At 66.2% G+C, this 24634-nt stretch carries 24 protein-coding genes; 8 read left to right on the top strand and 16 right to left on the bottom strand.

All coding sequences use genetic code 11. From position 1 onward, the window contains the following. Positions 1-3: 3 nt before the first annotated feature. Positions 4-1311, bottom strand: coding sequence for a D-amino acid dehydrogenase (locus tag VL52_RS04335; RefSeq protein ID WP_046155894.1), 1308 nt, complete (start codon positions 1309-1311; stop codon positions 4-6). Positions 1312-1449: 138 nt separating this feature from the next. On the opposite strand from VL52_RS04335, the gene VL52_RS04330 reads away from it, so the two are divergent. The 3 genes from VL52_RS04330 to VL52_RS04320 all read left to right on the top strand — a co-directional run bounded on the left by VL52_RS04330 (position 1450) and on the right by VL52_RS04320 (position 3871). Beyond that, the gene (locus tag VL52_RS04330) at positions 1450-1938 is read left to right on the top strand and encodes an Lrp/AsnC ligand binding domain-containing protein (protein ID WP_046155893.1); all 489 of its coding nucleotides are present in this window, start codon (positions 1450-1452) and stop codon (positions 1936-1938) included. A 127-nt stretch (positions 1939-2065) separates the two neighbouring features. Beyond that, the gene (locus VL52_RS04325; RefSeq protein WP_046155892.1) at positions 2066-3193 is read left to right on the top strand and encodes a methyl-accepting chemotaxis protein; all 1128 of its coding nucleotides are present in this window, start codon (positions 2066-2068) and stop codon (positions 3191-3193) included. A gap of 210 nt (positions 3194-3403) precedes the next feature. Next, positions 3404-3871: a YbaK/EbsC family protein gene (locus tag VL52_RS04320; RefSeq protein WP_046155891.1), complete on the top strand. Its 468-nt coding sequence runs from the start codon at positions 3404-3406 to the stop codon at positions 3869-3871. A 78-nt stretch (positions 3872-3949) separates the two neighbouring features. Here the strand turns inward: VL52_RS04320 and VL52_RS04315 are convergent, their stop codons facing one another. The 10 genes from VL52_RS04315 to VL52_RS04270 form a co-directional block, all read right to left on the bottom strand. Continuing rightward, positions 3950-4993, bottom strand: a complete 1044-nt coding sequence (locus VL52_RS04315; protein ID WP_046155890.1) for an ABC transporter ATP-binding protein — start codon at positions 4991-4993, stop codon at positions 3950-3952. A 1-nt stretch (position 4994) separates the two neighbouring features. Further along, positions 4995-6599: an ABC transporter permease gene (locus VL52_RS04310; protein WP_046155889.1), complete on the bottom strand. Its 1605-nt coding sequence runs from the start codon at positions 6597-6599 to the stop codon at positions 4995-4997. 72 nt (positions 6600-6671) lie between these two features. Continuing rightward, the gene (locus tag VL52_RS04305) at positions 6672-7664 is read right to left on the bottom strand and encodes an extracellular solute-binding protein (protein ID WP_046155888.1); all 993 of its coding nucleotides are present in this window, start codon (positions 7662-7664) and stop codon (positions 6672-6674) included. A 124-nt stretch (positions 7665-7788) separates the two neighbouring features. After that, positions 7789-9078 (bottom strand): flagellar assembly protein T N-terminal domain-containing protein, encoded by a 1290-nt coding sequence (locus tag VL52_RS04300; RefSeq protein WP_046155887.1) that lies wholly within the window; start codon positions 9076-9078, stop codon positions 7789-7791. Further along, positions 9078-9800: an LPP20 family lipoprotein gene (locus tag VL52_RS04295; protein ID WP_046155886.1), complete on the bottom strand. Its 723-nt coding sequence runs from the start codon at positions 9798-9800 to the stop codon at positions 9078-9080. The genes VL52_RS04300 and VL52_RS04295 overlap by 1 nt, the downstream gene beginning before the upstream one ends. A 113-nt stretch (positions 9801-9913) precedes the next feature. Beyond that, positions 9914-10828, bottom strand: coding sequence for a GlxA family transcriptional regulator (locus VL52_RS04290; RefSeq protein WP_046155885.1), 915 nt, complete (start codon positions 10826-10828; stop codon positions 9914-9916). Continuing rightward, a complete protein-coding gene (locus VL52_RS04285; protein ID WP_046155884.1) occupies positions 10821-11726 on the bottom strand; it encodes an EamA family transporter in 906 nt (301 codons plus the stop codon). Before VL52_RS04285 ends, VL52_RS04290 begins: the two co-directional genes overlap by 8 nt. Beyond that, positions 11713-11925, bottom strand: coding sequence for a DUF1737 domain-containing protein (locus tag VL52_RS04280; RefSeq protein WP_046155883.1), 213 nt, complete (start codon positions 11923-11925; stop codon positions 11713-11715). The genes VL52_RS04285 and VL52_RS04280 overlap by 14 nt, the downstream gene beginning before the upstream one ends. A gap of 79 nt (positions 11926-12004) precedes the next feature. After that, entirely contained in the window at positions 12005-12556 is a 552-nt protein-coding gene (locus VL52_RS04275; protein ID WP_046155882.1) for an isochorismatase family protein, read from the bottom strand. A 98-nt stretch (positions 12557-12654) separates the two neighbouring features. Beyond that, on the bottom strand, positions 12655-13275 hold the full coding sequence (locus VL52_RS04270; protein WP_046155881.1) for a LysE family translocator: 621 nt from the start codon (positions 13273-13275) through the stop codon (positions 12655-12657). Between the two features lie 184 nt (positions 13276-13459). Here VL52_RS04270 and VL52_RS04265 point away from each other — a divergent pair, with 184 nt between their 5' ends. The 4 genes from VL52_RS04265 (at position 13460) to VL52_RS04250 (ending at position 18260) form a co-directional block, all read left to right on the top strand. Next, positions 13460-14902 carry an aminotransferase-like domain-containing protein gene (locus VL52_RS04265; protein WP_046155880.1) on the top strand — a complete coding sequence of 481 codons (1443 nt, stop codon included), beginning with the start codon at positions 13460-13462 and terminating at the stop codon, positions 14900-14902. Positions 14903-15144: 242 nt separating this feature from the next. Then, positions 15145-15408 carry a translation initiation factor IF-1 gene (infA, locus tag VL52_RS04260; protein ID WP_021478917.1) on the top strand — a complete coding sequence of 88 codons (264 nt, stop codon included), beginning with the start codon at positions 15145-15147 and terminating at the stop codon, positions 15406-15408. 185 nt (positions 15409-15593) lie between these two features. Next, on the top strand, positions 15594-16913 hold the full coding sequence (locus VL52_RS04255) for a glycoside hydrolase family 19 protein (protein ID WP_046155879.1): 1320 nt from the start codon (positions 15594-15596) through the stop codon (positions 16911-16913). A gap of 192 nt (positions 16914-17105) precedes the next feature. Then, positions 17106-18260, top strand: coding sequence for a methyltransferase (locus VL52_RS04250; RefSeq protein ID WP_082113616.1), 1155 nt, complete (start codon positions 17106-17108; stop codon positions 18258-18260). 67 nt (positions 18261-18327) lie between these two features. Here VL52_RS04250 and VL52_RS04245 read toward each other — a convergent pair whose 3' ends face one another. The 4 genes from VL52_RS04245 to uvrA form a co-directional block, all read right to left on the bottom strand. Further along, a complete protein-coding gene (locus VL52_RS04245) occupies positions 18328-18702 on the bottom strand; it encodes a hypothetical protein (protein ID WP_046155878.1) in 375 nt (124 codons plus the stop codon). 139 nt (positions 18703-18841) lie between these two features. Further along, positions 18842-19153 (bottom strand): thioredoxin family protein, encoded by a 312-nt coding sequence (locus VL52_RS04240; RefSeq protein WP_046155877.1) that lies wholly within the window; start codon positions 19151-19153, stop codon positions 18842-18844. Positions 19154-19208: 55 nt separating this feature from the next. Then, positions 19209-19655, bottom strand: coding sequence for a VOC family protein (locus VL52_RS04235; RefSeq protein ID WP_046155876.1), 447 nt, complete (start codon positions 19653-19655; stop codon positions 19209-19211). A gap of 53 nt (positions 19656-19708) precedes the next feature. After that, complete coding sequence (gene uvrA / locus VL52_RS04230) at positions 19709-22540, bottom strand: excinuclease ABC subunit UvrA (RefSeq protein ID WP_046155875.1); 2832 nt, start codon at positions 22538-22540, stop codon at positions 19709-19711. A gap of 155 nt (positions 22541-22695) precedes the next feature. Between uvrA and VL52_RS04225 the strand changes: the two genes are divergently transcribed. Then, positions 22696-24057, top strand: coding sequence for an MFS transporter (locus tag VL52_RS04225; protein ID WP_046155874.1), 1362 nt, complete (start codon positions 22696-22698; stop codon positions 24055-24057). Positions 24058-24131: 74 nt separating this feature from the next. Here VL52_RS04225 and VL52_RS04220 read toward each other — a convergent pair. Continuing rightward, a partial coding sequence (locus tag VL52_RS04220; RefSeq protein ID WP_046155873.1) for a YiaD family glycine zipper/OmpA-like lipoprotein occupies positions 24132-24634 on the bottom strand: 503 nt, incomplete at its 5' end.

Genomic DNA, 24634 nt, shown 5'->3' with positions numbered 1-24634 from the left:
GGATCAGGCCCCTTGCGCCGCGGGACGGATCACCGGCACCACCAGGGTTTCGCCCTGTTTGGCGTAGCGCTGCATCGACAGGCCGTCCACGCTGATTTCCGGCTTGGCGCCGGTGATCAGGTCGGCCAGCACCTTGCCGGAGCCGGCGCACATGGTCCAGCCCAGCGTGCCGTGGCCGGTGTTCAACGACAGGTTGGCGAAACGGGTGCCGCCGACGATGGGCGTGCCGTCCGGCGTCATCGGGCGCAGGCCGGTCCAGAAGCTGGCCGCCTTGATGTCGCCGCCGTTCGGGTACAGGTCGCCCACCACCATTTCCAGCGTCTCGCGGCGGCGCGGGTTCAGCTCCAGATTGTAGCCGGACAGCTCGGCCATGCCGCCGACGCGGATGCGGTCGTCGAAGCGGGTGATCGCCACCTTGTAGGTTTCGTCCAGAATGGTGGAGGTCGGCGCGCCGGCCGGATTGGTGATCGGCACCGTCAGCGAGTAGCCCTTGACCGGGTAGACCGGGATGTCGATGCCCAGCTCCTTCACCATGTCGCGGGAGTAGCTGCCCATCGCCACCACGTAATGGTCGGCGCGCAGCAGCTCGTCGCCAACGCGCACGCCGGTGATGCGCTTGCCGTCGTTCTCGATGCCGTCCACCGTCACGCCGAAGCGGAACTCCACGCCCTTGGCGCGAGCCAGCTCCGCCAGGCGGCTGGTGAACAGATTGCAATCGCCGGTTTCGTCATTGGGCAGCTGCAGGCCGCCGGCCAGCTTGTGCTTGACAGCCGCCAGCGCCGGCTCGACGCGGACGCAGCCGTCCGGGTCCAGCACGTTGAAGTCCACGCCGCACTCGCGCAGCACGGCGATGTCCTTGGCCATGCCCTCAACCTGGGCCTGGCTGCGCAACAGCTGCAGCGTCCCGCCCTGGCGGCCTTCGTACTGCAGGCCGGTTTCGGCGCGCAGTTCCTTGATTTTGTCGCGGCTGTACTCGGCCAGGCGCATCATGCGGCCCTTGTTGACCGCGTAGGCCTTCTCGTTGCAGTTGGCCAGCATTTTCGCGATCCACTGCAACTGGTACAGGCTGCCGTCCGGGCTGATGGCCAGCGGCGCATGGCGCTGGAACATCCACTTCAGACCCTTCAACGGAATGCCGGGCGCGGCCCACGGCGCCGAGTAGCCGGGGGATATCTGGCCGGCGTTGCCGAAACTGGTTTCCAGCGCCACGCCTTCCTGGCGCTCCAGCACCGTCACCTGGCAGCCTGCCTTGGCCAGATACCACGCGGTGGATACGCCCAGAACGCCGCCGCCCAGCACGATTACCTTCATTTCTGTCTCCGTTTGTAGTCTTGGCACTACCAGATAGTGAATTCCGCTAGTATATGCATTGACATCTGGTTTTTTTCACTGAAATTGATAAAAATCAAATGATCATTCTCAAATCTTTCTCATAAAAACAGTGAAAACATGAAGCCACTTCCCGCCGTCGCCAAAGCCCTGGACAAGATGGACCGGAAAATCCTGCGCATCCTGCAGAAGAACGGCCGCATCGCCATGACCGAACTGGCCGAAAAAGTAGGCCTGTCCACCACGCCCTGCACCGAGCGGGTGCGGCGCATGGAGCGCGACGGCATCATCGAGGGCTATTACGCCCGCCTCAATCCGCACGCGCTGGGCGGCTCGCTGCTGGTGTTCGTGGAGATCAAGCTGGAGGCCAAGTCCGGCAACATCTTCGATGCCTTCCGCCGCGAGATCATGAGCATTCCGGAGATACTGGAATGCCACCTGGTGTCCGGCGATTTCGACTACCTGATCAAGGCGCGCATTCCGGACATGTCGATGTACCGCAAGCTGCTGGGCGACATCCTGCTGCAGCTGCCTTCGGCCAAGGAGTCCAAAAGCTATGTGGTGATGGAAGAGGTCAAAGAGACCCTGCAACTGCCTCTGGGAGACTGAAATACCCCTTTAAAATCAATGCATGAAACTTGACCAAATCCCAGAAAAAGCTTGCTTTTATGTCTTGAGTCAACCAAACCAAAAATAATAAACCTAGTAAAAACACGTACGTAGGCGGGAGATAGGGATGTTTGGTTTCAAGAAAGCAGCGAATCAGGCCGAGGATGCGGCGCGCAAGGTGCGCCAGCTGGAAAGCGTGCTGGATCATGCGGATAATCTGATCATGCTGTGCGACACCAGTCGCGACAACGCGATTTTCTACATGAACCGGACTGCGCGCGATGTGTTTGGCCGCCATCGAGAAATGATGAACCAGAAATTCCGGGCCGGCGTCGATGTCAACCATGCCCACGGCCACAGCATCCACCAGTTCCACCGGGATCCGGAGCACAACCGCCGCATCCTGGCCGACCTGGCCAGCCGCAAAATGGAGCAGCACGTGGCGATGATTCCGGTGGGCGAGGTCATGTTCGAAACCAAGGTGTTTCCGATCTGGGATTCGGCCAACCCCAATCAACTGCTGTGCTTCATGGCCAGCTTTCAAGACGTGTCCTCTGAAATCCGCGCCCAAAAGCTGCAGGAACAAGGCAATCAACGCCGCGACTTCCTGGAGGCCCGCATCAATGAGCTGTCGGAAAACATGCAGGCGATGAGCGCCACGATCCAGAACGTGGCGGTGCAGACCGCGTCGGCGTCGGAATCGGCCGAACTGATGCTGGGCGAAGGCCGCAAGGGCGCGACCATCGTAAACGAAACCAGCGGCAGCATGAAAAGCGTGGGCGGCATGGTGCGCGACACCGCCGACAGCCTGGAGTCGCTGGGCCAGCGCTCCGTGACCATCGGCCAGATCATCGGCGTGATCAAGGATATCGCCGACCAGACCAATCTGCTGGCGCTGAACGCCGCCATCGAGGCGGCGCGAGCCGGCGAGATGGGCCGCGGCTTCGCCGTGGTGGCCGACGAGGTGCGCAAGCTGGCCGAGCGCACCACCAAGGCCACCCAGGAAATCGGCGACATGATCCGCGACATCCAGCACGAGGTGAAGCAGAACGTGGAGGCGATCGAACGCGGCCGCCTACAAGTGGACGCGACCGAGAGCGACTTCCTGCACGCCGAGCAGGCGCTGACCACCATCGTCAACGAAATCAACAATATGCGCGACTTCGTCGTACAGATCGCCAACGCCGCCGAGGAACAGGCCGCTACCTCGCAAGACATCGCCGACAAGCTGGCCGAAATCGTGCGTCAGTCCTGATCATCCATCAAAGACTGGTTATCGGGCCGCTTTTCCCCGCCGCATCGCCCCATCAAACGCCCCGGGCCGCGGACGACACCGCCTGGGGCATTTTTCCGCGCCGGAAATGGCCGCTGCCGCAAAAACCGCGAGCGGAAGCCGAGCCTGGCGCCTTTGGTCCTCATCGGGAATAATGGTCGGGTCATCCCTCCTTCCCGACGAGAATCGCCCATGAGCCTGGAATCGGTCAAAGCCTTCTTCGCCGCCCGCCAAGCGGACATCGCCATCATCGAGCTTGACGTCAGCACCGCCACCGTGGCCGAGGCCGCAGCGGCCCATGGCGTCGAACCCGGCCGCATCGCCAAGACGCTGGCCTTCCGCCTCAGCGACGGCCGCGAGGTGATCTTGGTCGCGCGCGGCGATGCCCGCATCGACAACCGCAAGTTCAAGGACGCCTTCGGCAAAGGCAAGATGCTGCCGCCGGAAGAAGTGGAGGCCATCACCGGCCACCCGGTCGGCGGCGTCTGCCCGTTCGGCCTGGCCCGCGAGCTGCCCATCTATCTGGACGTTTCGATACAAGCTTTCGACGAGGTGCTGCCCGCTGCCGGCGCCGTGCACAGCGCGGTGCGGATCAGCCCGGACCGGCTCGGCGACATCACCGCCGGCCAGTGGGTGGACGTCTGCCAGGCCTTCGCCTGAGGGCCTGCCCGCCTCCGTTTTGCGCGAGCGCGCGCCAAAGAGCCTAGGCCTTGGCAATTCCAAGGCACAGCCTGGACCTCACTCCCGGGCGAACGCCAGCAGCGGCCTGGGCTGCAGCCGGATGCCCACCATGTCGCCGACCGCCAGCGGCCGCTCATGGCCCAGCTCGGCCAGCAGCCGCCGGCCGGACAGCAGCTCCAGCGCGTAATGGCTGACTGTGCCGCGCAGCACCCTGTCCACCACTCTTGCCCGCAGCGGGCTGCCCGGCTCCGGCAGCACCGCGTCCGGCCGCAGCAGCACGTCCACCTCGGCGCCGTCGTCGAAGGGCAGGCCCTCGTCGCATCTCAGCTCCCCGGTCTCCAGCCACACCGCGCGGCCGCTCACTCTGCCGGGCAGAAACGCGCCCTGGCCGATGAAACCGGCCACGTAGCGGTTGGCGGGCCGATGGTAAAGCCCGTCCGGCGCGTCCCACTGCTGCAGCCGCCCCTGGTGCAGCACGCCTACCTGGTCGGCGATGGCGAAGGCCTCGTGCTGGTCGTGGGTGACCATCAAGGCGGCGATGCCCTGCGATTTCAAAATGGCGCGCACCTCGCGCGCCAGCCGCTCGCGCAGCTCGGCGTCCAGATTGGAAAACGGCTCGTCCAGCAGCAATAGCCTGGGCCTGGGCGCCAGCGCGCGCGCCAGGGCTACCCGCTGCTGCTGGCCGCCGGACAGCTGGTGAGGATAACGCGCGGCTTCGTCCTCCAGCCCCACCAGGCTCAGCGTCTCCGCCACCCTGGCCTTGCGTTCGGCACGGGACAGCGCGGACAGGCCGAAAGCCACGTTGCCGGCCGCCGTCAGGTGCGGAAACAGCGCATGGTCCTGAAACGCCATGCCGACGCGGCGGCGATGGGCGGGCACATTCACGCCCACGCCGAACACCGTCTCGCCCTCCAGCCGGATGCGGCCGGCCGACGGCGTCTCGAAGCCGGCGATGCAGCGCAGCGCGGTGGTCTTGCCGCAACCGGAGCCGCCCAGCAGGCAGGCGATCTCGCCCCCCTCCAGCGCGAAGCTCATGCCGTCCAGCACCGGCCTGCCGGCGAAAGCCAGGCTTACCGCGTCGAATTCAAGCGTCTTGTCCATCTCACACTCCAGGCTTCTGCCGCGACAGCAGCAAAACCGGCAACAGGCCGGCCAGCACGATGGCCACCGAGGGCAGAGCCGCGCGTTGCCACTCGCCCTCGCTGGTCAGGTTGAAAATGCGCACCGCCAGCGTGTCCCAGCCGAAAGGCCGGGTCATCAGCGTGATCGGCATCTCCTTCATCGCGTCGACGAACACCATCAGCATCGCGGTGAAGAGGCCGCCCTTGAGAAGCGGCAGGTGCAGACAGAGCAACAGCCGTCCGCCATATACGCCCAGGCTGTTCGCCGCTTCTTCCTGGCTGCGGCTGATCCGCTGCATCGCCGCCTCCAGCGCGGAGTGGGCCACGGCCAGGAAGCGCGACGCGTAGGCCAGCATCAAGACCAGCAGCGTGCCCTTGAACACGGCGGACGCGCCTTCCGGCAGCCAGCGGCCGAAATGCTCGAGCAGCAGATTGTCCAACGCCGCAACCGGCGCGAACACCCCCACCGCCAGCACCGTGCCCGGCACCGCGTAACCCAGCGTGGCCAGCCGGATCCAGGGCCGGCTGCCCGGATCGCGCCGGCCGGCGAAAACCAGGCACAAGGCGATGGCCGGCACCAGCAGCGCCGCCAACGCCGCCAGCGACAGCGAACTCTTCAAGCTGTCGAGCAGGTCGGCGTCCAGATCGCTGGCCAGATGGCCTGCCGCCCAAACCAGTATCTGGCCGAAGGGCAAGGCGAAAGCCAGCGACAAAACCAGCGCGCAGAAGACGCTGGCCAGCCAGCCGCGCGCGCCGGCCAGGCGGGTGCGCGGCAGCGGCGCCGCCCTGCCCGCCTGGACATAGCCGCGCTGGCCGCGGGCGCGCTGCTCCAGCCATAGCAGGACGAACACCAGCAGCGCCAACAAGGACGCCAGCTGCTTGGCGGCGGGCAAGGAGAACAGGCTGAACCAGGCCTTGTAGATGGCCGAGGTGAAGGCGTCGAAATTGAAGATGGCGACGGTGCCGAAATCGGCCAGCGTCTCCATCAGCGCCAGGCCGAGCCCGCCTGCGATCCAGGGCCGGGCCATCGGCAGCGCCACCTTGAAGAAACCGGCCAGCGGCGACAAACCCATCGACTGCCCGACCTCCAGCGCGCGCCGGCCCATGCCGGCGAACGCGTTGCGCGCCAGCAGGTAGACATAGGGATAGAAAGCCAGCGACAGCACCAGCACCACGCCGGGCGTCGAACGAATGTCGGGCACCCAGGCGGAGCTGCCGAAGGCCTCGCGCAACCAGGTCTGGAACGGACCGGTGAAATCGAACAGTCCCAATTGGGAAAACGCCATCACATAGGCCGGCATCGCCAGCGGCAGCATCAACGCCCAGGAGAAAAACCGCCTCCCGGGAAAGTCATGCACCGCGGTCAGCCAGGCCAGCGGCACGCCCAGCAGCAGCACACCGGCGCCGACGCCCAGCAGCAGGACGGCGGTGTTGCGCAGCAGCTCCGGCAACGCGTGCTCCGCCAGATGGCGCCACACTTCGGCGTCCGGCTCCAACAGGCCCAGGGCGATCACCGCCAGCGGAATCAGGGTAAGCAGGCTGGCGGCTGCGGCCGACGCGCGCCAGCGCGAAACGGTAAACGGCATGCGATGCGATCCAACGGCGGCGGGCACGCATCGTCAGGACGGCGGGCCCGGTTCAACACGAATCGCGGCGGCTTACTTGTAGCCGGCGCGGTCCATCAGCTTGACCGCCTCGGCCTGCCGGGCACCGGCATTGGAGACGTTGATGTAGTTGTGCTTGAAATCGCCCCAGGCCGCCACGCGGGCGTCGGGCTTCACCTTGGGATTGACCGGGAATTCCAGATTGACGTCGGCGAACATGTTCTGCGCCTTCTCCGAGCTCAGCCACTCCAGGAATTTCACCGCGCCCTTCTCGTTCCGGGCATGGCGGGTGACGCCGGCGCCGGAAATATTGACATGGGCGCCCTTGCCGGCCTGGTCGGCCCAGAAGATGCCGACCGGCAGCTTCGGCGACTTTTCCATCATCCGGCCATAGTAGTAGGTGTTGGCGATGCCCACCTCGCACTGGCCGGCGGCGATGGCCTCCAGCATCTTGGTGTCGTCGGGGAACGGCGCGGCGGCCAGATTGCCCACCCAGCCCTTGACCACCTGCTCGGTCTTGGCCGGCCCCATCTCGGCCAGCATCATGCCCACCAGCGACTGGTTGTACACCTTCTTGGAGGTGCGCAGGCAGAGCTTGCCTTTCCACTTGGGATCGGCCAGATCGGCATAGCTGGACAGCTGGGACGGCTTCACCTTCTGGGTGTTGTAGAAGATGGTGCGAGCGCGGATGGACAGGCCGTACCACTGCTTGGCCGGATCGCGCAGGTGGGCCGGAATGTTGGCGTCCAGCACCGGCGAATTGACCGCCTTCAGCAGCCCCATGCGCTCGGCCTGCCACAGATTGCCGGCATCCACCGTCAGCAGCAGGTCGGCCGGGCTGTTGCGGCCCTCGGCGCGCAGACGCTCCATCAGCGGGCCTTCCTTGTCTGACACCAGCTTGACGTTGACGCCGGTCTCCTTCTTGTAGGCTTCGACGATGGGCTTGAGCAGTTGCTCGCCGCGCGCGCTGTAGACCACCACATCCTCGGCCAGCGCGGGGCCGGCCACGGCCGCCAGCGCGGCGGCCAACATCAGTTGCTGTTTCAAGGTGTTTCCCCTGTTCGATTGAGACGAAAAGCGAAGTGCGGGGAGCACCGTAACACCAGCTGATAATACTTATCAATACAAAAATAAATTGAAAACGGCGGAACTTCCGGCAGAAAAACCACCGTCAGCGCGCCGTTCCGAAGCGGACGTAATCCCCCTCCGCCACGCGGGCGCTGCCCTGCGTCACGCCTATCGAGAAATTGGGCTGGACCTGGGTCAGCGTCACATCGCCGTTCAGGCTTTCCGGCATGCCCAGCTCCCGGCCGGAAATCAGATCGCGCAGCGGCTGCCCGGTCGAGCGCTTGTACAGCAGCAGCTTGTCGCCCACCGCCATGCCGTCCAGCAGGCCGGCGTTGATGTAAACGCGCTTGCCTTCCAGCCTTACCACGCGGGCGGAGAACGGGATGCAGGAAATCACGCTTTCGATGCGGTCCGACACATTATCCAGCCACCTATCCACCTGCTTGCCGTAGTCGCTCTGCCAGAACGCGACGGAGGCGAAGGGCTGCGGCATGGTCGGAATCACCGGCCCTTTCGAATTGACGATGCCGCTGACCCTATCCTTGGCGATCAGCGAGCCGGTCAACCCGTCGTATATCCAGAACTCCAGATCGAACTGCCGCTGCGTGGGCACGTACTTGACGCCGCCGCCGAACATGCCTGCGAAGGGGCCGTTGTAAAACGCCCCCTGCTGGCTGGTATTGTTGGATTCGAACAAGGACTTGCGCATTCCTTTGTCCATCACCGATGTGGACAGCACCCGGCCCGCCACCACGAACTGGACGTTCTCCCGCTGCCCCAGCTGGCTGGCGACCTGCCAGCCGGCATCCGGCTCGGAAACGCGGCTGTCGGCCAGCACCGACACGGTATTGGCGTCCTTCACCACCAGCATGCTGTTGTGCGCCAACCTGCGCGCCAACTCAGTCGGCAGCGCGGTGGCCAAGTCAGGCATATCGGACGCGTCGGCCGGATGCGCGACGTCGAAATACGTGGTCACCAGCTTGCGCTTCAGCGACCGGCCCACCGGCATCTGGCAGGCCGGGTCTCCGCTCCGCTCCGGCGCGGGCGCCTGAGCGGCCTTGGCCGGGCCGGTGTCCACTTCGACCTTGACGTGGTACAGCTTGCCCTGCGCGTATTCATTGACGACCCGCACCGCGCCCTGCACCGGAGACAAGGCCCTCAGCGTGCTGGATTCGCCCTGCCGGCCGGCATCGATCAGCTGCGTAGACTCGATGCGCGCGCCCTGCCGGATGGAGAGCAGCTTCAACGCGTCCTGTATCGCCATCTCCCGCGCGGCGACCGGCCCGTTGTCCAGCGGCGCCACGCCCTCGGCGGTCAGGATTTCCGCTTGCGACGGGCCCGACAAAACAAATGCCGCCGCAAGAGCGGCGGCGCGGATAGCGATTCGCGTCATTACTGGGTCACGTAGAAATTGTTGCTGTAGCGGGCTGGCGAAACGGTCATGACGGCGGGCGCCGGCGCGGCCGCCGGGGCCGGCACGATCTTGGTGGCGCCGCAGTTGGCTTCCGGACAGAGCGCGCCGGCGGTGCCGGTTTCCTTGGACGCCTGCATCACGCTGCCGGTCTTTTCCATGGAGTGGCGGAATTGCTTGTAGAACTCCTGGTCCAGCGTGATCTCGGCCACCGCCTCGCTGGTGCCATCCGGCTTCATCACCGTGGAAACGATGGTGACGCCGCGCAGATAGGCGTCCACATAGGTGCGGAAGCTGTCGCTGTTGGCGATCATATTGGACACCGAGCTGTTGCCGACCAGCTTCATGCCCTGCACCTGTTCCGCGATCGCTCGGAAGGCGTCCAGCCGGGCGGCGCGCATCGCCAGCAGCTTGCGCTGAGACGGCGTCAGGCTGTTGGTGTAGGGCGCGGCGCCGGAGCCGGTCACGCGGACCACGATGGGCTGGAAGGGATTGACCTCCTTGACCACCACCCTCACCTCCTCGCCGCTGGCCGTCTCGTCGCCGGAGCCTACATAGCCGACGCCCGACGGCACCGAGCCGCTTTCCTTCATCGGCGTCGACGCGGACATCGCGGACGTCTGCGGGGCGGGGGTGGCGCAGGCGGTCAAACCGGCCATCAGGGCGAACAAGGCGAGGCGGGGCATACGACGGACTGTATTCATGGCAATTACCGATAGGTGTTGATGGAATGGTATGAACCATTCCCGGAGCTCGTCAACCTGAAACATCGGCAATAACTGATGAAACTTGAGAAGCGGACGGCATGCGGAGCCTCTCAGTCATGCACGGCGGCGGCCCGGCTCATCTGTCTGGCCGAGGAAAAACCGGCCGACAGCGCCGCCTTCTCCTTGCCCAGGCCGGCCGAGCGCCACTGCTGGGCCAGCGCCAGCCGCAATGCTCGGTGGTAATCGTGCGCTGAAACGCCGGCCTGATCGCGAAACAGCCGGGACAGGTGGCGCGCGCTGACGTGGACCTTGGCGGCCAGCTCGTCCAGCGGCCAGTCCCGCACCGGGTCGGCGCAGATCAAGTCCTGGGCCCGGTGCAGCGCCGGGTGCAGATGGTTGCGCCAGGCCAGCCATGGCGACAGCTCCGGGTCCTGCGGCGAGCGGCGGAAATACACCACCATCTCGCGCGCCACCGCGCGGGCGATCGCGGGGTCGGCCAAATCGGCGATCAGATGCAGCGCCAGATCGATGCCGGCGGTGATGCCGGCGCTGCTGTAGCACGGGCCATCGGCGACGAACACTCGGTTCTCCTGCACCCGGGCCGCCGGCGCCAGCGCGCGCAGCCGCTCCAGCAGCGTATGGTGGCTGGTGCAGGCGCGGCCGTCGAACACCCCGGCCTCCGCCAGCAGCAGGCTGCCGGAGCAGACGCCGGCCCAGCGGACGCCCGGCTGGCGCCGGCGCTCGGCCAGCCAGGCGACGATGCGCCTCGCTTCCGGCCGGGCATAGGCCTCGATGGACGGCGTCGAGCCCGGCGCCACCACCACCGCTCCCTCCGGCAGCTGGTCCGGCAACGGCGCCAGGCCGCCCAGCGGCAGGCCCAGCGAAGTATCCACCGCTTCCGACGCGCCGACGTAATGCAGACGAAAATCCGCGCCCCGCAGCCCCGCCAGGCGGAGGGCGTCGGCCGGCCCGGCCAGATCCAGCAGCAAGACGTTGGGCGACAGCACGAAATAAACGTCACGCACGGCTGGTTCTCCAGGAAGCGGCCAAGGCCAGCAGCCTGCCGCCGAACACCGTCGCCAGCAATCCGGCCATCAGCAGCCCGCTGCCGGCCAGTTGCGGGGCGGTCAGGCTCTCGCCCAGCAACCAGTGCGAAGCCAGCAGCCCCACCACCGGCACCAGCAGGGAGAACGGCGCCACCTTGGCCGCCGCATGCCGCGCCAGCAGGCGGCTCCACAAGCCATAGCCGAACATGGTGGCGACAAAGGCCAGGTAGGCGACGGCGAACAGCGACTGTCCGTCGAAGCCGCGCAGCGCCGCCGCGATGCGTTCGCCGCCTTCCAGCTGCCACGACAGCAGCAAGAAAGGAATAGGCGGCGCCAGGCTGGACCAGATCACCAGCCCCAGCGGCTCCACTTTGAAGCCGTCGCGGCCGATCGCGCGCACCACGATGTTGGATGCCGCCCAACTGGTGGCCGCGGCGATGGTCAGGCCGAAGCCAAGCGCCGTCATATTGCCGCCCTTGCCCATGCCTATCAGCGCCAGGCCGCCCAAGGCCAGCGCCAGCCCCGCCAATTGGCTGGCCTGCCAGCGCTCGCCCAGGAAGACCCGGGCCAGCAACAAGGTGAAGAAAGCTTGCGACTGCAGCACCACCGAGGCGAGGCCAGCCGGCATGCCAAGCTTGATCGCGGTGAACAGACAGCCGAACTGCCCCACTCCCACCGTCAGCCCATACAGCGCCAGGTAACGCCACGGCAGCGCCGGCCGCTTGACGATGAACACCGCCGGCAGCGCCACCAGCGCGAAGCGCAGCGCGCCCAGCAACAGCGGCGGCACGCCGGCCACGCCCCATTTGATCACCACGAAATTCACGCCCCAGACCAGCACGATGGCCAGCGCCTGCATCATGTCAGCCAGCGGCATGGTCGCTCCCCGGCCACAACACCGCCTGCGCGACGATCACCCGCTCGCCGTTGAAAGTGGCCGCCGGCGAGCCGTACAGCCGGTAGCCCAGCGCCAGCGCTTCGCTGACCCGCTTGCAGAAGACGGAATCGTCAGGTCCGGTCAGCAGCCGATAAGCCGGCAGGCCGTCGGGCGGGGTGTTGCTCGTATCTGCGGGCATGGTTTCACCTTGTTATGACTATTCGCACCACTCTATTCCATGGACATGCCGAGCCGCAAGCGCGGCCCGGCGCTCCAGATCAGCCTTCCATCCGGCGCAGCGCCTGCTCCACCGTGACGATGGTGGCGAAGCGTCCGGCCAGCACCAGCTCGGTGCGGGCGCGGATGTCGGCGGCGCTGTAAACCACGCCGTTGCCGGCATGCGTCATCGGGAAAGTCAGCGTCGCCTCAGTGACGAAGTCCACCTCGTAGCCCAGATCGGACGCCACGCGGGTGGTGGTCTCGCAGCACTGCTCGGTGCGGATGCCGGAGATGACCAAGCGGCGGATGTCTCGCCGCTCCAGCCAATCTTTCAGCCCGGAGTCGGTCAGCGCGTTGTGCACGCGTTTGACGAAAGACGCCACCGGCTTGTGCGTCAGCCAGGACTGCGGCTTGACCAGCCCGGACTCGATCCGGAACGATGCATCGTCATCGGTATGGAAGATGTTGACGACCGGCACCCCGCGCGCCTCGGCGCCGGCGATCAAGCGGAGCTGGGCCTCGCGATAGGCGGGAAGTTCGCTCTCTTCCCAGTACGGACGGTGAAGAAAGGAATCCTGGACGTCGATCACCAACAATGCGGTCTTTTTCATTTCGCCTCTCCCGGCGGTGTGGATATGGACAGCATCGTAAGGCGGATAGCGCGAGGAAATAAGGCCGCGAGCGGACAAGCGCCTGCCAAAAAAGGACATCATGCCATCTGGGCGAGCGCCGGCGTCAGTTCGTCGTAGAGCAGCCACACCGCGGTGACGGCCATCAGCGCGCCCATCGTCAGGTTGTAAACCAGCAAGGCGCGCGGCGCGGCCAGCCAGCGGCGCAGCTTTTCTCCGCCCCAGGCCCACACGCTGATGCAGGGCAGATTGACCACCGCGAAGGCCAGCGCCAGCAGCGAGGCCGCCAGCCAGCGGCCGCCCTCGCCTGCCGGCATGAACAGGATGGACGCGTTCAGCACCATCACCCAGGCCTTGGGGTTCAGCCACTGGAACAAGGCCGCGCCGACAAAGCCCAGCGGCCGAGCCTGCTCGCGCGCCTCGGGCTGGCCGGAGCGGGCGATCTGCCACGACAGCCACAACAGGTAGACGCAGCCGGCCACCGCCAGCGGCAACCGCCAGGCGCTGAGCCAGCCCAGCATCTGCGCCAGCAGCATCGCGACGATGAATACCTGCAACGCGCAGCCCAGGCTGATGCCCAGCATGTGCGGCACCGTGCGGCGGAAGCCGAAATTGACGCCGGACGAGGCCAGCATCAGGTTGTTGGGGCCCGGGGTGATGGACATCAGGGCGACATAGGACAGCAAGGCGAATTCTGGCATGGCGGTTCTCCGGCAAAACGGCAAGCGGCGACAAGCCCTTGCCCACTCCCACATGCTATGCGGACCGTCCTTATGGATACAGATTCAAAAATCCATTATTGATCTGGTTACAGATTGATCTTTTCAGCAACTGTTACCATCCACTATGATGAGCGTTGTACTTCTCCCCCGCCGAAAGCCGACGATGCAGAACAGCGCCTCCACCCTTTACCAGCAGTTGGCAGACGATCTGTCGCTGGCGATCAGCCGCGGCACGCTGCCGCCGGGGTCGCGGCTGCCGTCGGTGCGGCGCACCGCGCACAATCGCCAGCTCAGCCTCAACACCGTAGTCAGCGCCTACCGCGTGCTGGAAGACCGCGGCCTGATCGAGGCGCGGCCGCAATCCGGCTATTACGTGCGCGCGCGGCTGCCGTCACCGGCCAGGCAGGCCGGCACCCAGAGCAGCCCGGCCTCGCCGACCAAGCACGCGGTGCTGGACCTGATCGGCACCGTGCTGCAGGCGCAGCAGACCGAAGGCTTCATCGATCTGGCCCTGGCCTGCCCGCGCGGCGGCGATTTCTACCCCGGCAACAAGCTGGCGCGGCTGATGGGCCAGATCCTGCGCCGCCAGCCCGGCATGGTCAGCACCTACGCGCTGCCGCCCGGCCCGGAGAAGCTGCGCACCCAGATCGCCCGCCGCGGCATGGACCTGGGCATGACGCTGCAGCCGGACGACATCATCCTCACCCACGGCTGCATGGAGGCGCTGCAACTGGCGCTGCGCGCGGTCACTCGCCACGGCGACGCGGTGGGCCTGGAGTCGCCCACCTACTTCAATCTGCTGCCGCTATTGGCCAGCCTGGGGCTGAAGGCGGTGGAAATTCCCACCGACCCGCAGACCGGGCTGTCGATAGACGCGGTGGAGGTGCTGCTGGCCGAGGGGCGCATCCAGGCGCTGGTGGCCATGCCCAACGTCCACAATCCGCTGGGCTGCTGCATGCCGCTGGAGAACAAGAAGCGGCTGGCGCGGCTGGTCAACCAGCATAAGGTGCCGCTGATCGAGGACGCGCTGTACGCCGAGCTGCAGTTTTCCGACACGCTGGCGCCGGCGGTGAAGTCCTTCGACAACGACGGCTGGATCATCGTCTGCGCCAGCTACACCAAGACGCTGGCGCCGGATTTCCGCATCGGCTGGATGGAAGGCGGCCGCTTCGGCGCGGCGCTGCGCAAGCTGAAGTTCGCCTCGTCGGTGGCGCAGCCGGCGGTGCTGGCCGAGACCCTGGGCGCGTTTCTTGAGTCCGGCGGCTACGACCACCATCTGCGCACGCTGAAGCGCCGCTACGCCGCCCACGTGGAAAAAGTGCGCGGCCTGATCGCCCGCCACTTTCCGGCCGGCACCCGCGCCACCCAGCCGCAAGGCGGCTTCCTGATCTGGCTGGAGCTGCCCGAAGGCTGCGACAGCGTGGCGCTGTTCCACGCCGCGATGGCCGAGAAGATCAGCCTGATTCCCGGCCCGCTCAGCTCGCCCGGCGGCCGCTACCGCAACGCGATGCGGCTGTCCTGCTGCTACCCGCTGGACGAACGCTATCTGGCCGCACTGGTGCGCGTGGGGCAGCTGGCCGGCGCGCAGCTTGCGGGCGCGAACTGAGCGCTTTTTTCCGCGATGAGAACAAAACAGCTGACCAGTCTGCCCGCTTGGCGGTACAATACCGGCTTGCCTCTGGATTTCAGCTGTCGAGCCCCGCGCGGCCCGACGCTTAGCCTCGCCTCTTGGGCCCGCCTAGCGCCCATCCCGCAAGGTCACCGAACTGAAGCTAAAACGCCTCGCCGCGGCAGTCGAACCGACAGCCGCGCGGAGCCATTTCATTACCGTATGAGAAAGGAAACGCTATGTCCAAGGAAGACATGATCGAACTGGAAGGCGTCGTCATCGAAATGCTGCCCGAGTCGCGCTTTCGCGTGAGACTGGACAACAATATGGAGATCCTGGCCTACGGCTCCGGCAAGATGAAGATGCACCGCATCCGCGTGCTGCTGGGCGACCGCGTCACCGTGGAAATGTCGCCGTACGATCTGACCAAAGGCCGCATCAACTTCCGCCACCCGACCGCCAACCCCGGTGCCGGCCCGCGTCCGTCGCACCACCGCCGCTGAGCGCCTGCGGCCGTTTTTTCGGCCCTGTGCGCTCCGCATCGGCCAGCTTCGGCTCTGGCCCCTCGCCGCTTGGCGCTTCCTCTGCGGATTGAACTAGCGGCATTGATTTGCATTTGACATACTTCATATTGGTTCCATAGTGGTATTACGTGCCATCCGGCATGCCCCACCATCGAGGAACCGATATGAAATTATTCGCATCCCTTGTCCTGTCGCTGCTGACGGGCTCCGCGCTCGCCGCTCCATGGAACGCCGGCGCCGCCTACCAGAAAGGCCAGACCGTCCAATGGCAGGGCCGCGACTGGCAGGCCAAATGGCCGACCCGCGGCGAAACCCCGGGCGCCAACCCCAAGGGATCGTGGGTTGCCCATGTCGGCGGAACCTTGCGCAAGCTGGATGACGCCGCGCCGCCCATTCCCACCCTGCAGCAAGCGCTGCAACATGAAGCCGACCTCACCAACAACGACTTCTTCCGCAAAGTGAAGGCGTCCATCCGCACCCTGCCCAACGACCAGGTGGAGCAAGTGGCCCCCGGCCGCGCCGCCAACCCGGCCAATGTGCGCCGCGTCGAGCGGTTGCTGCCGTCTGCCAAATGGGATTACTACTTCAGCCGCCGCGACGCCAGCTACACTTACACCCGCTTTCTGCAGGCGGTAGCCAAATTCCCCGGCGTCTGCGACGACTACAGCGACGGCCGCGACGCCGACGCCATCTGCCGCCACAGCCTGGCCACCATGTTCGCCCACTTCGGCCAGGAAACCGGCAACCACGACGCCAGCGACACCGTGCCGCAATGGCGCCAGGGCCTGGCCTACCTGCGCGAGATGGGCTGCACCGACAGCGGCAGCGCCTGCGGCTACAACACCGAGTGCAACGATCCGGTGTTCAACAAGGTGTGGACCTGCGGCAAGAACGCGGACGGCAGCTGGAAGAAATACTATGGCCGCGGCGCCAAGCAGCTGTCGTACAACTACAACTACGGCCCCTTCTCGCAGGCGATGAACAACGGCGACCAATCGGTGCTGCTGCAAAACCCGGACCTGGTGGCCAGCACCTGGCTCAACCTCGCCTCCGCCACCTTCTTCTTCGTCTATCCGCAGCCGCCCAAGCCCTCCATGCTGCACGTTCTCGATGGCACCTGGGTGCCCAACGCCGCCGACAAAGCCGCCGGCGCCGGCAACAACTTCGCCACCACCATCCAGATCATCAACGGCGAATGCGGCGGCGGCACCGAGCGCCAGGCCGCGCAGAACCGCATCGACTACTACAAGCAGTTCGCCCACGATCTGGGCTGGGACTACGGCAACGAACAGCTGTCCTGCGCCAATATGCAGCGCTTCACCTCCGCCAGCTCCGCCGCCTACAACATCTACTGGGAAAAAGACTGGCAGTGGCAGCACGACTACCAGTGCCAGTTGGTCAGCTACCAGACGCCGTACAGCGCGCTGCAGGCCGGCAACTACCAGCGCTGCGTGGAAGACAACTGGGGCATCAAGCTGAAATAAGCCCCCTCGCCGCGCCGGACCGCCCGCGCGGACCGGCGCGTTTTCCAGATGACGGATGGCCCCGTTGCGTTTACCATTCAGCCCTTCCCCGCAGTCCCGCACTCCAAAGCCCGCCGCCTCGCGGCGAGTCGCAGCCCATTGGCCCTGCGCAGACGCGGCTCCGCCCTTGGCCAACCTTATCCGACGCACGACATGACCCAGACTCCGCAGCCCGCCGCCCCAGCGCACCCCATCGCCCACTGGCAGGAAGACGGCGCCGAGCGCAGCGCCCGCTGGCGCTCCGAAGCCGGCCTGCCGCCGCCCAAGCGCATCGTGATCGCCGACGACAGCCTGTCCGCCGACGCCGCCTACAAGCTGGCCTGCGAAGGCGGCACCCTGCTGTGGCGCGGCGACTACCAGAACGCCCGCCAGCTGCTGCAGGCATTGGCGCGGCGCGTGGACCGCAAGGGCGCCAAAACCGGCGCCACGCCGCTGGAATCGTTCCACCTGCACCGCCAGGCCCAGGGACGCCGCGCGCAGATCCTGTCGCGGCTGGTGCTGCCGCTGGACGCCGACTACGCCATCCCGCTGCGCCGCGCGCCCGACTTGCGCCGGGCCTGCCGGGAAGCCTACGGCGAGGGCGGCGAAGCGTCGCTGGTGTCGCTGCGCGAGCTGCTGGGCCTGATCGGCGCGCACGAATGGCGCAAGAAAGGCGTGGAAGTGAAGGCGCTGGACGCGCGCATCCATCCGCACTACGGCGTGTTCGCGCCGATTCGCGGCGAATACGTCGACCTGGCGGCCGAGGCCCCGCTGCCGGGCGCCGAGCTGGCCTTCGACATCGGCACCGGCAGCGGCGTGCTGGCGGCGCTGCTGGCCAAGCGCGGCGTGGCCCGCGTCGTCGCCACCGACCAGGACGAGCGCGCGCTGGCCTGCGCCGCCGACAATCTGCAACGCCTGCGGCTGGACGGCCAGGTGGAGTTGCGGCGCGCCGATCTGTTCCCGGAAGGGCGGGCGCAGCTGGCGATATGCAACCCGCCCTGGCTGCCGGCCAAACCCAGCTCCGCGATCGAATACGCGGTCTACGACCCGGACAGCGCCATGCTGCGCGGCTACCTGGACGGCCTGGCGGCGCACCTGCTGCCCGGCGGCGAAGGCTGGCTGATCCTGTCCGACCTGGCCGAACACCTGGGCCTGCGCTCGCGCGAGCAACTGCTGCAATGGATAGACCAGGCCGGCCTCGCCGTGCTGGGCAGGCTGGACATCAAACCCAGCCACAAGAAAGCGGTAGAGCAGACCGACGGCCTGAGCGTGGCGCGCCGGGCCGAAATCACCAGCCTGTGGCGGCTGGGCGCCAAGCCGCAAGCCTGAGCCTGGCGGCGGATCGAACGCCCAAAGCATCCGATCCGTCCCGACAAGCCGCGCCGGCCTGCCGGCGCTAGCCCTGCTTCGCCATCCTCAACACCCGCTTGATCTGACCCCGGGTCCAGGCGCTGCGCGCGGCATGCGGCGCGCAAACGTCCGGATGGGTCTCGCTGTCCGCCACGCGGAACAGGCCCTGGTATGTCCAGCTGTCCGCGCCCTGTTTCAGGAATACCGGGATCGCCCCGCCCTGGCTGGCCAGTTGCTCGCCGGCCGCGCGCTCCGGCGGGCAGGAATTGCACAGGATCACTTCGGGCGCGTCCGGGTTCAGATCCGGACGCAGGCAGGCGGCCACCACCCTGCCCTTGTGGCGCGGCAGGAAGGAATGCTTGTTGCCGCCGACCTCCGCGCGGATTTCCTCGCGGGTGTAGCTTTTGCCTTTTTCAAACATGGATATCTCCAGACCATGCCCAGGCCGGGCATCGCCCCTTGCGACGCCCTTTGGCGGGACGGACATGCAAGATATCCAAATACGCTTAAAAACCGGCTAAAAGCGGAGGCCATCCGCGCAAAGCCGGCGTCAAAACCGTTTACGCGCCAGCCGGCAGCGCCTCCAGATCGTCCAGGCTTTGCGGCCGGACCGCGCGGCCGATCTCGACGCCGTCGCGCAGCAGGATGAAGCTGGGCCACAGCTTGACGCCGTACAGCCGCCCCAGCCGCCTGCCCTTGCCGTCTTCCACCGCCAGATGGCGCAGTCGCGGATACGCGGACAGATATTGCGCCAGCAGCGGCTGCGCGCCCTGGCAATGCGGGCACCAGTCCACGCCGAACTCCAGCAACGTCAGCCCCGGCAGCGCCGCCACCTGCTCCGGGGAAGGGTTATCGACCAGATAGTGCGCCATGGCCTGCTCCAATGAAAAAACACCCGCTCGCGGCGGGTGTCTTGAACGACTCGGATCAAACGGCCAACTGGCCGCCCAGCTTCAGCTTGCCGACCAGCCAGGTGTGGTCGTAGCTGACGATCTCGTACGGATTGCCGAACGGATCGACGAAGGACAGCGCGCAGAAGAAGCGGTGGTCGTGCACCGAATCGCGGGCGATGGTCTGGCCTTCGCGATTGGTGACGCGCTCGCCGGCCAGCTGGTCTATCCACTCGACGAACTCCTGGCCGCTCACCACGAAGGCGACCGCGCCCTGGGCGTCGGACGGCGCCGCGTCCGCGTCCTCGCTGATGGCCAGGCGCACATTGCCGCTGGCGTTGGCCAGCATGGCGTTGTTGTGCTCGCCGTCGGTCTTGTAGCGCGCGTCGGGAACCATGCCCAGCACCCGCTGGTACCATTTCAGCGCGACGGCCACGTCCTTGACGCGGATGTGGATGTGATCGATCTTGCCTAAGCTCAGCATGCCTACCTCTTGATGTGCTGTGGTTTGCCGCCGGACAAGCCGGCGCCTTGGTTTTATTTCTTGTCTCGTTCCAGCAGCGGCGCCAGATAGCGTCCGGTATGGCTGACCGGATTGGCCGCCACTTGTTCCGGCGTGCCGCTGGCGATGATCTGGCCGCCGCCGGCGCCGCCTTCCGGCCCCAGGTCGATCAGCCAGTCCGCGGTTTTCACCACGTCCAGATTGTGCTCGATCACCACCACCGTGTTGCCGCTCTCGCGCAGGCGGTGCAGCACCTGCAGCAACAGGTCGATGTCGTGAAAATGCAGGCCGGTGGTCGGTTCGTCCAGAATATACAGGGTTCGGCCGGTGTCGCGCTTGGAGAGTTCCAGGCCCAGCTTCACCCGCTGCGCCTCGCCGCCGGACAGCGTGGTGGCGCTCTGGCCCAGGCGGATGTAGCCCAGGCCCACGTCCATCAGCGTTTTCAGCTTCCTGGCCACCGGCGGCACCACGGCGAAGAACTCCAGGGCCTGCTCCACCGTCATCTCCAGCACTTCCTGGATGCTCTTGCCCTTGTACTGCACTTCCAGCGTCTCGCGGTTGTAGCGCTTGCCGTGGCAAACGTCGCAGGGCACGTAGATATCCGGCAGGAAATGCATCTCCACCTTGATCACGCCGTCGCCCTGGCAGGCCTCGCAGCGGCCGCCCTTGACGTTGAACGAGAAGCGGCCCGGACCGTAGCCGCGCTCGCGCGCCAGCGGCACGCCGGAGAACAGCTCGCGTATCGGCGTGAACAGGCCGGTGTAGGTGGCCGGGTTGGAGCGCGGCGTGCGGCCGATCGGGCTCTGGTCGACGTTGATCACCTTGTCCAGCTGGTCCAGTCCCTTGATCTCGCGGTACGGCGACGGCTCCTCGCTGGCGCCGTTCAGATCGCGCGCGGCGATCTTGTACAGCGTGTCGTTGATCAGCGTGGACTTGCCGGAGCCGGACACGCCGGTGATGCACACCAGGCCGCCCAGCGGCAGGTTCAGCGTCACGTCCTTCAGGTTGTTGCCGGTGGCGCCGATCAGCTGCAGCATGCGCTCCTCGGAGAGCTCGCGGCGGCCGCCCGGCAGCGCGATCTTGCGGCGGCCGGACAGGAAGGCGCCGGTGACAGAATTCTCGCTGGCCGCCACGTCGGCCGGCGTGCCGGCAACCAGCACTTCGCCGCCGTGCTCGCCGGCGCCGGGTCCCATGTCCACCAGGTAGTCGGCCTCGCGGATGGCGTCTTCGTCATGCTCCACCACGATCACGCTGTTGCCCAGATCGCGCAGGCGCTTCAGCGTGCCCAGCAGGCGGTCGTTGTCGCGCTGGTGCAGGCCGATGGACGGCTCATCCAGCACGTACATCACGCCGGTCAGGCCGGAGCCGATCTGGCTGGCCAGCCGGATGCGCTGCGCCTCGCCGCCGGACAGGGTGTCGGCGGAGCGGGACAGGTTCAGGTAATCCAGGCCCACGTTGTTGAGGAAGGACACCCGCTCGCGGATTTCCTTGACGATCTTCTCCGCCACCGCCTGTTTCTGGCCGGTGAATTCCAATCCCTCGAAGAAGTCCGCCGTTTCCTTCAGCGGCAGTTGGTTGATCTCATGCAGCGTGCGCGTGCCGATGAACACGTGGCGCGCCTCCAGCCGCAGCCGGGAACCGCTGCAGTGCGGGCAGGCCTGGTTGTTCTGATACTTGGCCAGCTCCTCGCGCACCGCCATGGAGTCGGTTTCGCGGTAGCGGCGCTCCAGATTGGGGATGATGCCCTCGAACGGATGGGCGCGGGTGAACTTGGTGCCCTTCTCCGACATGTAGCTGAATTCGATGCTGTCGCGGCCGGAGCCGTGCAGCACCACGTGCTTGACCTTCTCCGGCAAGTCGTCGAAGGCCAAGTCATTGACCGAGAAAGCGTAGTGCTCGCCCAGCGCCAGCAGCATCTGATAGTAGAACTGGTTGCGCTTGTCCCAGCCCTTGATCGCGCCGGACGCGAGGGAAAGCTCTGGATGCGCGACCACGCGCTTGGGATCGAAGAAGGTGATCTCGCCCAGGCCGTCGCACTTGGGGCAGGCGCCCATCGGGTTGTTGAACGAGAACAGCCGCGGCTCCAGCTCCGGCAGGCTGTAGCTGCACACCGGGCAGGCGAATTTGGCGGAGAACCAGTGCTCCTTGCCGCCATCCATTTCCACGGCGATGGCGCGGCCTTCGGCGTGGCGCAACGCGGTCTCGAAGCTCTCGGCCAGCCGCTGCTGCATGTCGGCGCGCACCTTGAGGCGGTCTATCACCACCTCGACGGTGTGCTTCTTGTTCTTGTCGAGCTTGGGCACCGCGTCCAGCTCGTACACCTCGCCGTCCACCCGCACGCGGACGAAGCCCTGCGCGCGCAGGTCGTCGAACAGGTCCAGGTTTTCGCCCTTGCGGCCGACGATGACCGGCGCCAGGATCATCATCCGCGTTTCTTCCGGCAGCGCCAGCACGTGGTCCACCATCTGGCTGACGGTCTGGCTGGACAGCGGCACGTTGTGCTCGGGGCAATGCGGATCGCCGACGCGGGCGAACAGCAGGCGCAGGTAGTCGTGGATCTCGGTGACGGTGCCGACGGTGGAGCGCGGGTTGTGGCTGGTGGCCTTCTGCTCGATGGAGATCGCCGGCGACAGGCCTTCGATCAGGTCCACGTCCGGTTTTTCCATCAATTGCAGAAACTGCCGCGCGTAGGCCGACAGGCTCTCGACGTAGCGGCGCTGGCCTTCGGCGTACAGCGTGTCAAAGGCCAGCGAGGACTTTCCGGAGCCGGACAAGCCGGTAATCACGATCAACTGGTTGCGCGGCAAGTCCAGGTTGACGTTCTTCAAATTGTGGGTGCGGGCGCCACGGATGCGGATGCTGTCCATAAGAAGCTGTTACTCACCGTCGTCAGGGAACCTGTTAATATACCCGACTTGGCCGGGACGGCTCCACTTGTCCGTGCAATGACCGTGCAAACGCGTCATCCGTTTGCGCGGCGCGGTCGTTAAAACCCAGATACGCAAAACCGAAATCTCACCGCATGAATGCCACTGAATTGCGGGCCAGCCTGGGGCTGGCCGGTATCTACGCCCTGCGCATGCTGGGCATGTTCCTGATTCTGCCCGTCTTCGCGATCTACGCCAAAACTCTGCAAGGCGCCGACAACCACACGCTGATCGGCATCGCGCTGGGCAGCTACGGCCTGACCCAGGCCATCCTGCAGCTGCCGCTGGGCATGCTGTCCGACCGCATCGGCCGCAAGAAGGTGATTTACGGCGGCCTGCTGTTGTTCGCCATCGGCAGCTTCGTCGCCGCCGGCGCGCACGACATCGCCACCCTGACCGTGGGCCGCGTGATCCAGGGTGCCGGCGCCATCTCCGCCGCCATCACCGCGCTGCTGGCCGACCTCACCCGCGAAGAAAACCGCACCAAGGCGATGGCGATGATAGGCATGTCCATCGGCACCACTTTCGCGGCCAGCCTGGTGCTGGGCCCGCTGCTGGCCAAGTACATCGGCGTCAACGGCATCTTCGCCCTCACCGGCTTCCTGTCGCTGGCGGCGCTGATCGGCGTGTGGCTGGTCATTCCGGACCCGACGCAATCCCGCTTCCACTCCGACACCGAGGCCAACGCCAAGCGGCTGCCGGCGGTGATGAAGGACGGCCAGCTGCTGCGGCTCAACTACGGCATCTTCGCGCTGCACGCGGCGCAGATGGCGATGTTCGTCACCGTGCCCTTCGCGCTGATCAAGACCGCGCACCTGGACAAGTCCCAGCACTGGCAGGTGTATCTGCCGGTGACGGTGATCGGCTTCATCCTGATGGTGCCGGCCATCATCTATGGCGAAAAGAAAGCGCGGCTGAAGCCGGTGTTCGTCGGCGCCATCGCGCTGATGACCGCCGCACAGCTGGGCATGGCGCTGGCGCTGGACAGCTTCTGGCAGATCGTCGGCTGGCTGTCCCTGTACTTCATCGCCTTCAACATCCTGGAGGCTACGCTGCCGTCGCTGATCTCCAAGATCGCCCCGGCCGATGCCAAAGGCACCGCCATCGGCGTCTACAACACCTCGCAGTCGTTCGGCCTGTTCCTGGGCGCGGCCGCTGGCGGCTGGCTGTACAGCCATTACGGCCCGGCCGGCGTGTTCGGCTTCACCACCCTGCTGATGCTGTCGTGGCTGATCTGGTCGCTGGGCATGCAGCCGCCCAAGGCGGTGCGCTCGGTGATGCTGCATATCGGCGAATCGTGGCAGGGCGACGCCGAGGCGCTGTCGCGCGAGCTGGCCGGCGTGTCCGGCGTGCACGAAGCCGCCGTGGTGCTGGCCGACCGCGTCGCCTACCTGAAGGTATCGCAACAGCAATGGGACGAGGCCGAAGTGCGGCGCTTGATAGACGCCACGTTCTAACCTCCCCCAGCCTGAATGCGACAAGGGCGGCCACCCGATCGGGAGCCGCCCTTGTTTCGTTTCGCCGTCCGCGCTTACTTCTGCGGCTGCGCCGGTTCGGCCACGAAGATCTCCACGCGGCGGTTCATCGCGCGGCCGGACACGGTGCCGTTGTCGGCCACCGGTTCGCGCGAGCCGCGGCCGTCCACGCCGATGCGGTTGATGTCCACGCCGCGGGACGCGATGTAGCTTTGCGTCGCCTTGGCGCGGTTGACCGACAGCGGGTTGTTGATCGCGTCACTGCCGGTGTTGTCGGTATGGCCGATGATGTTGACCGAGGTCACCGGGTTCTGCTGCAGCGTGGCGGCCAGCTTGTCCAGCACCGGCTTCAGGCTGGGACGCAAGGCGTAGCTGTTGGTGGCGAACGAGGCGTCGGCGGGGATGTTGAGCTTCAGGCGGTTGTCGGCGGTCTGGCTCACGCCGATGCCGGTGCCCTTGGTCGCCTGCTCCATCGCTTCCTTCTGCTTCTGCATGTGCTGCGACCACAGATAGCCGCCGCCCGCGCCCAGCAGGCCGCCGATCGCCGCGCCGGTGGCCG

Origin of the sequence: Chromobacterium vaccinii, assembly GCF_000971335.1 — a bacterium.
GTDB classification, from domain to species: Bacteria; Pseudomonadota; Gammaproteobacteria; order Burkholderiales; family Chromobacteriaceae; genus Chromobacterium; species Chromobacterium vaccinii.
The sequence above is the reverse complement of the archived record's forward strand: the minus strand, read 5'-3'. Positions and strand labels throughout refer to the sequence as shown.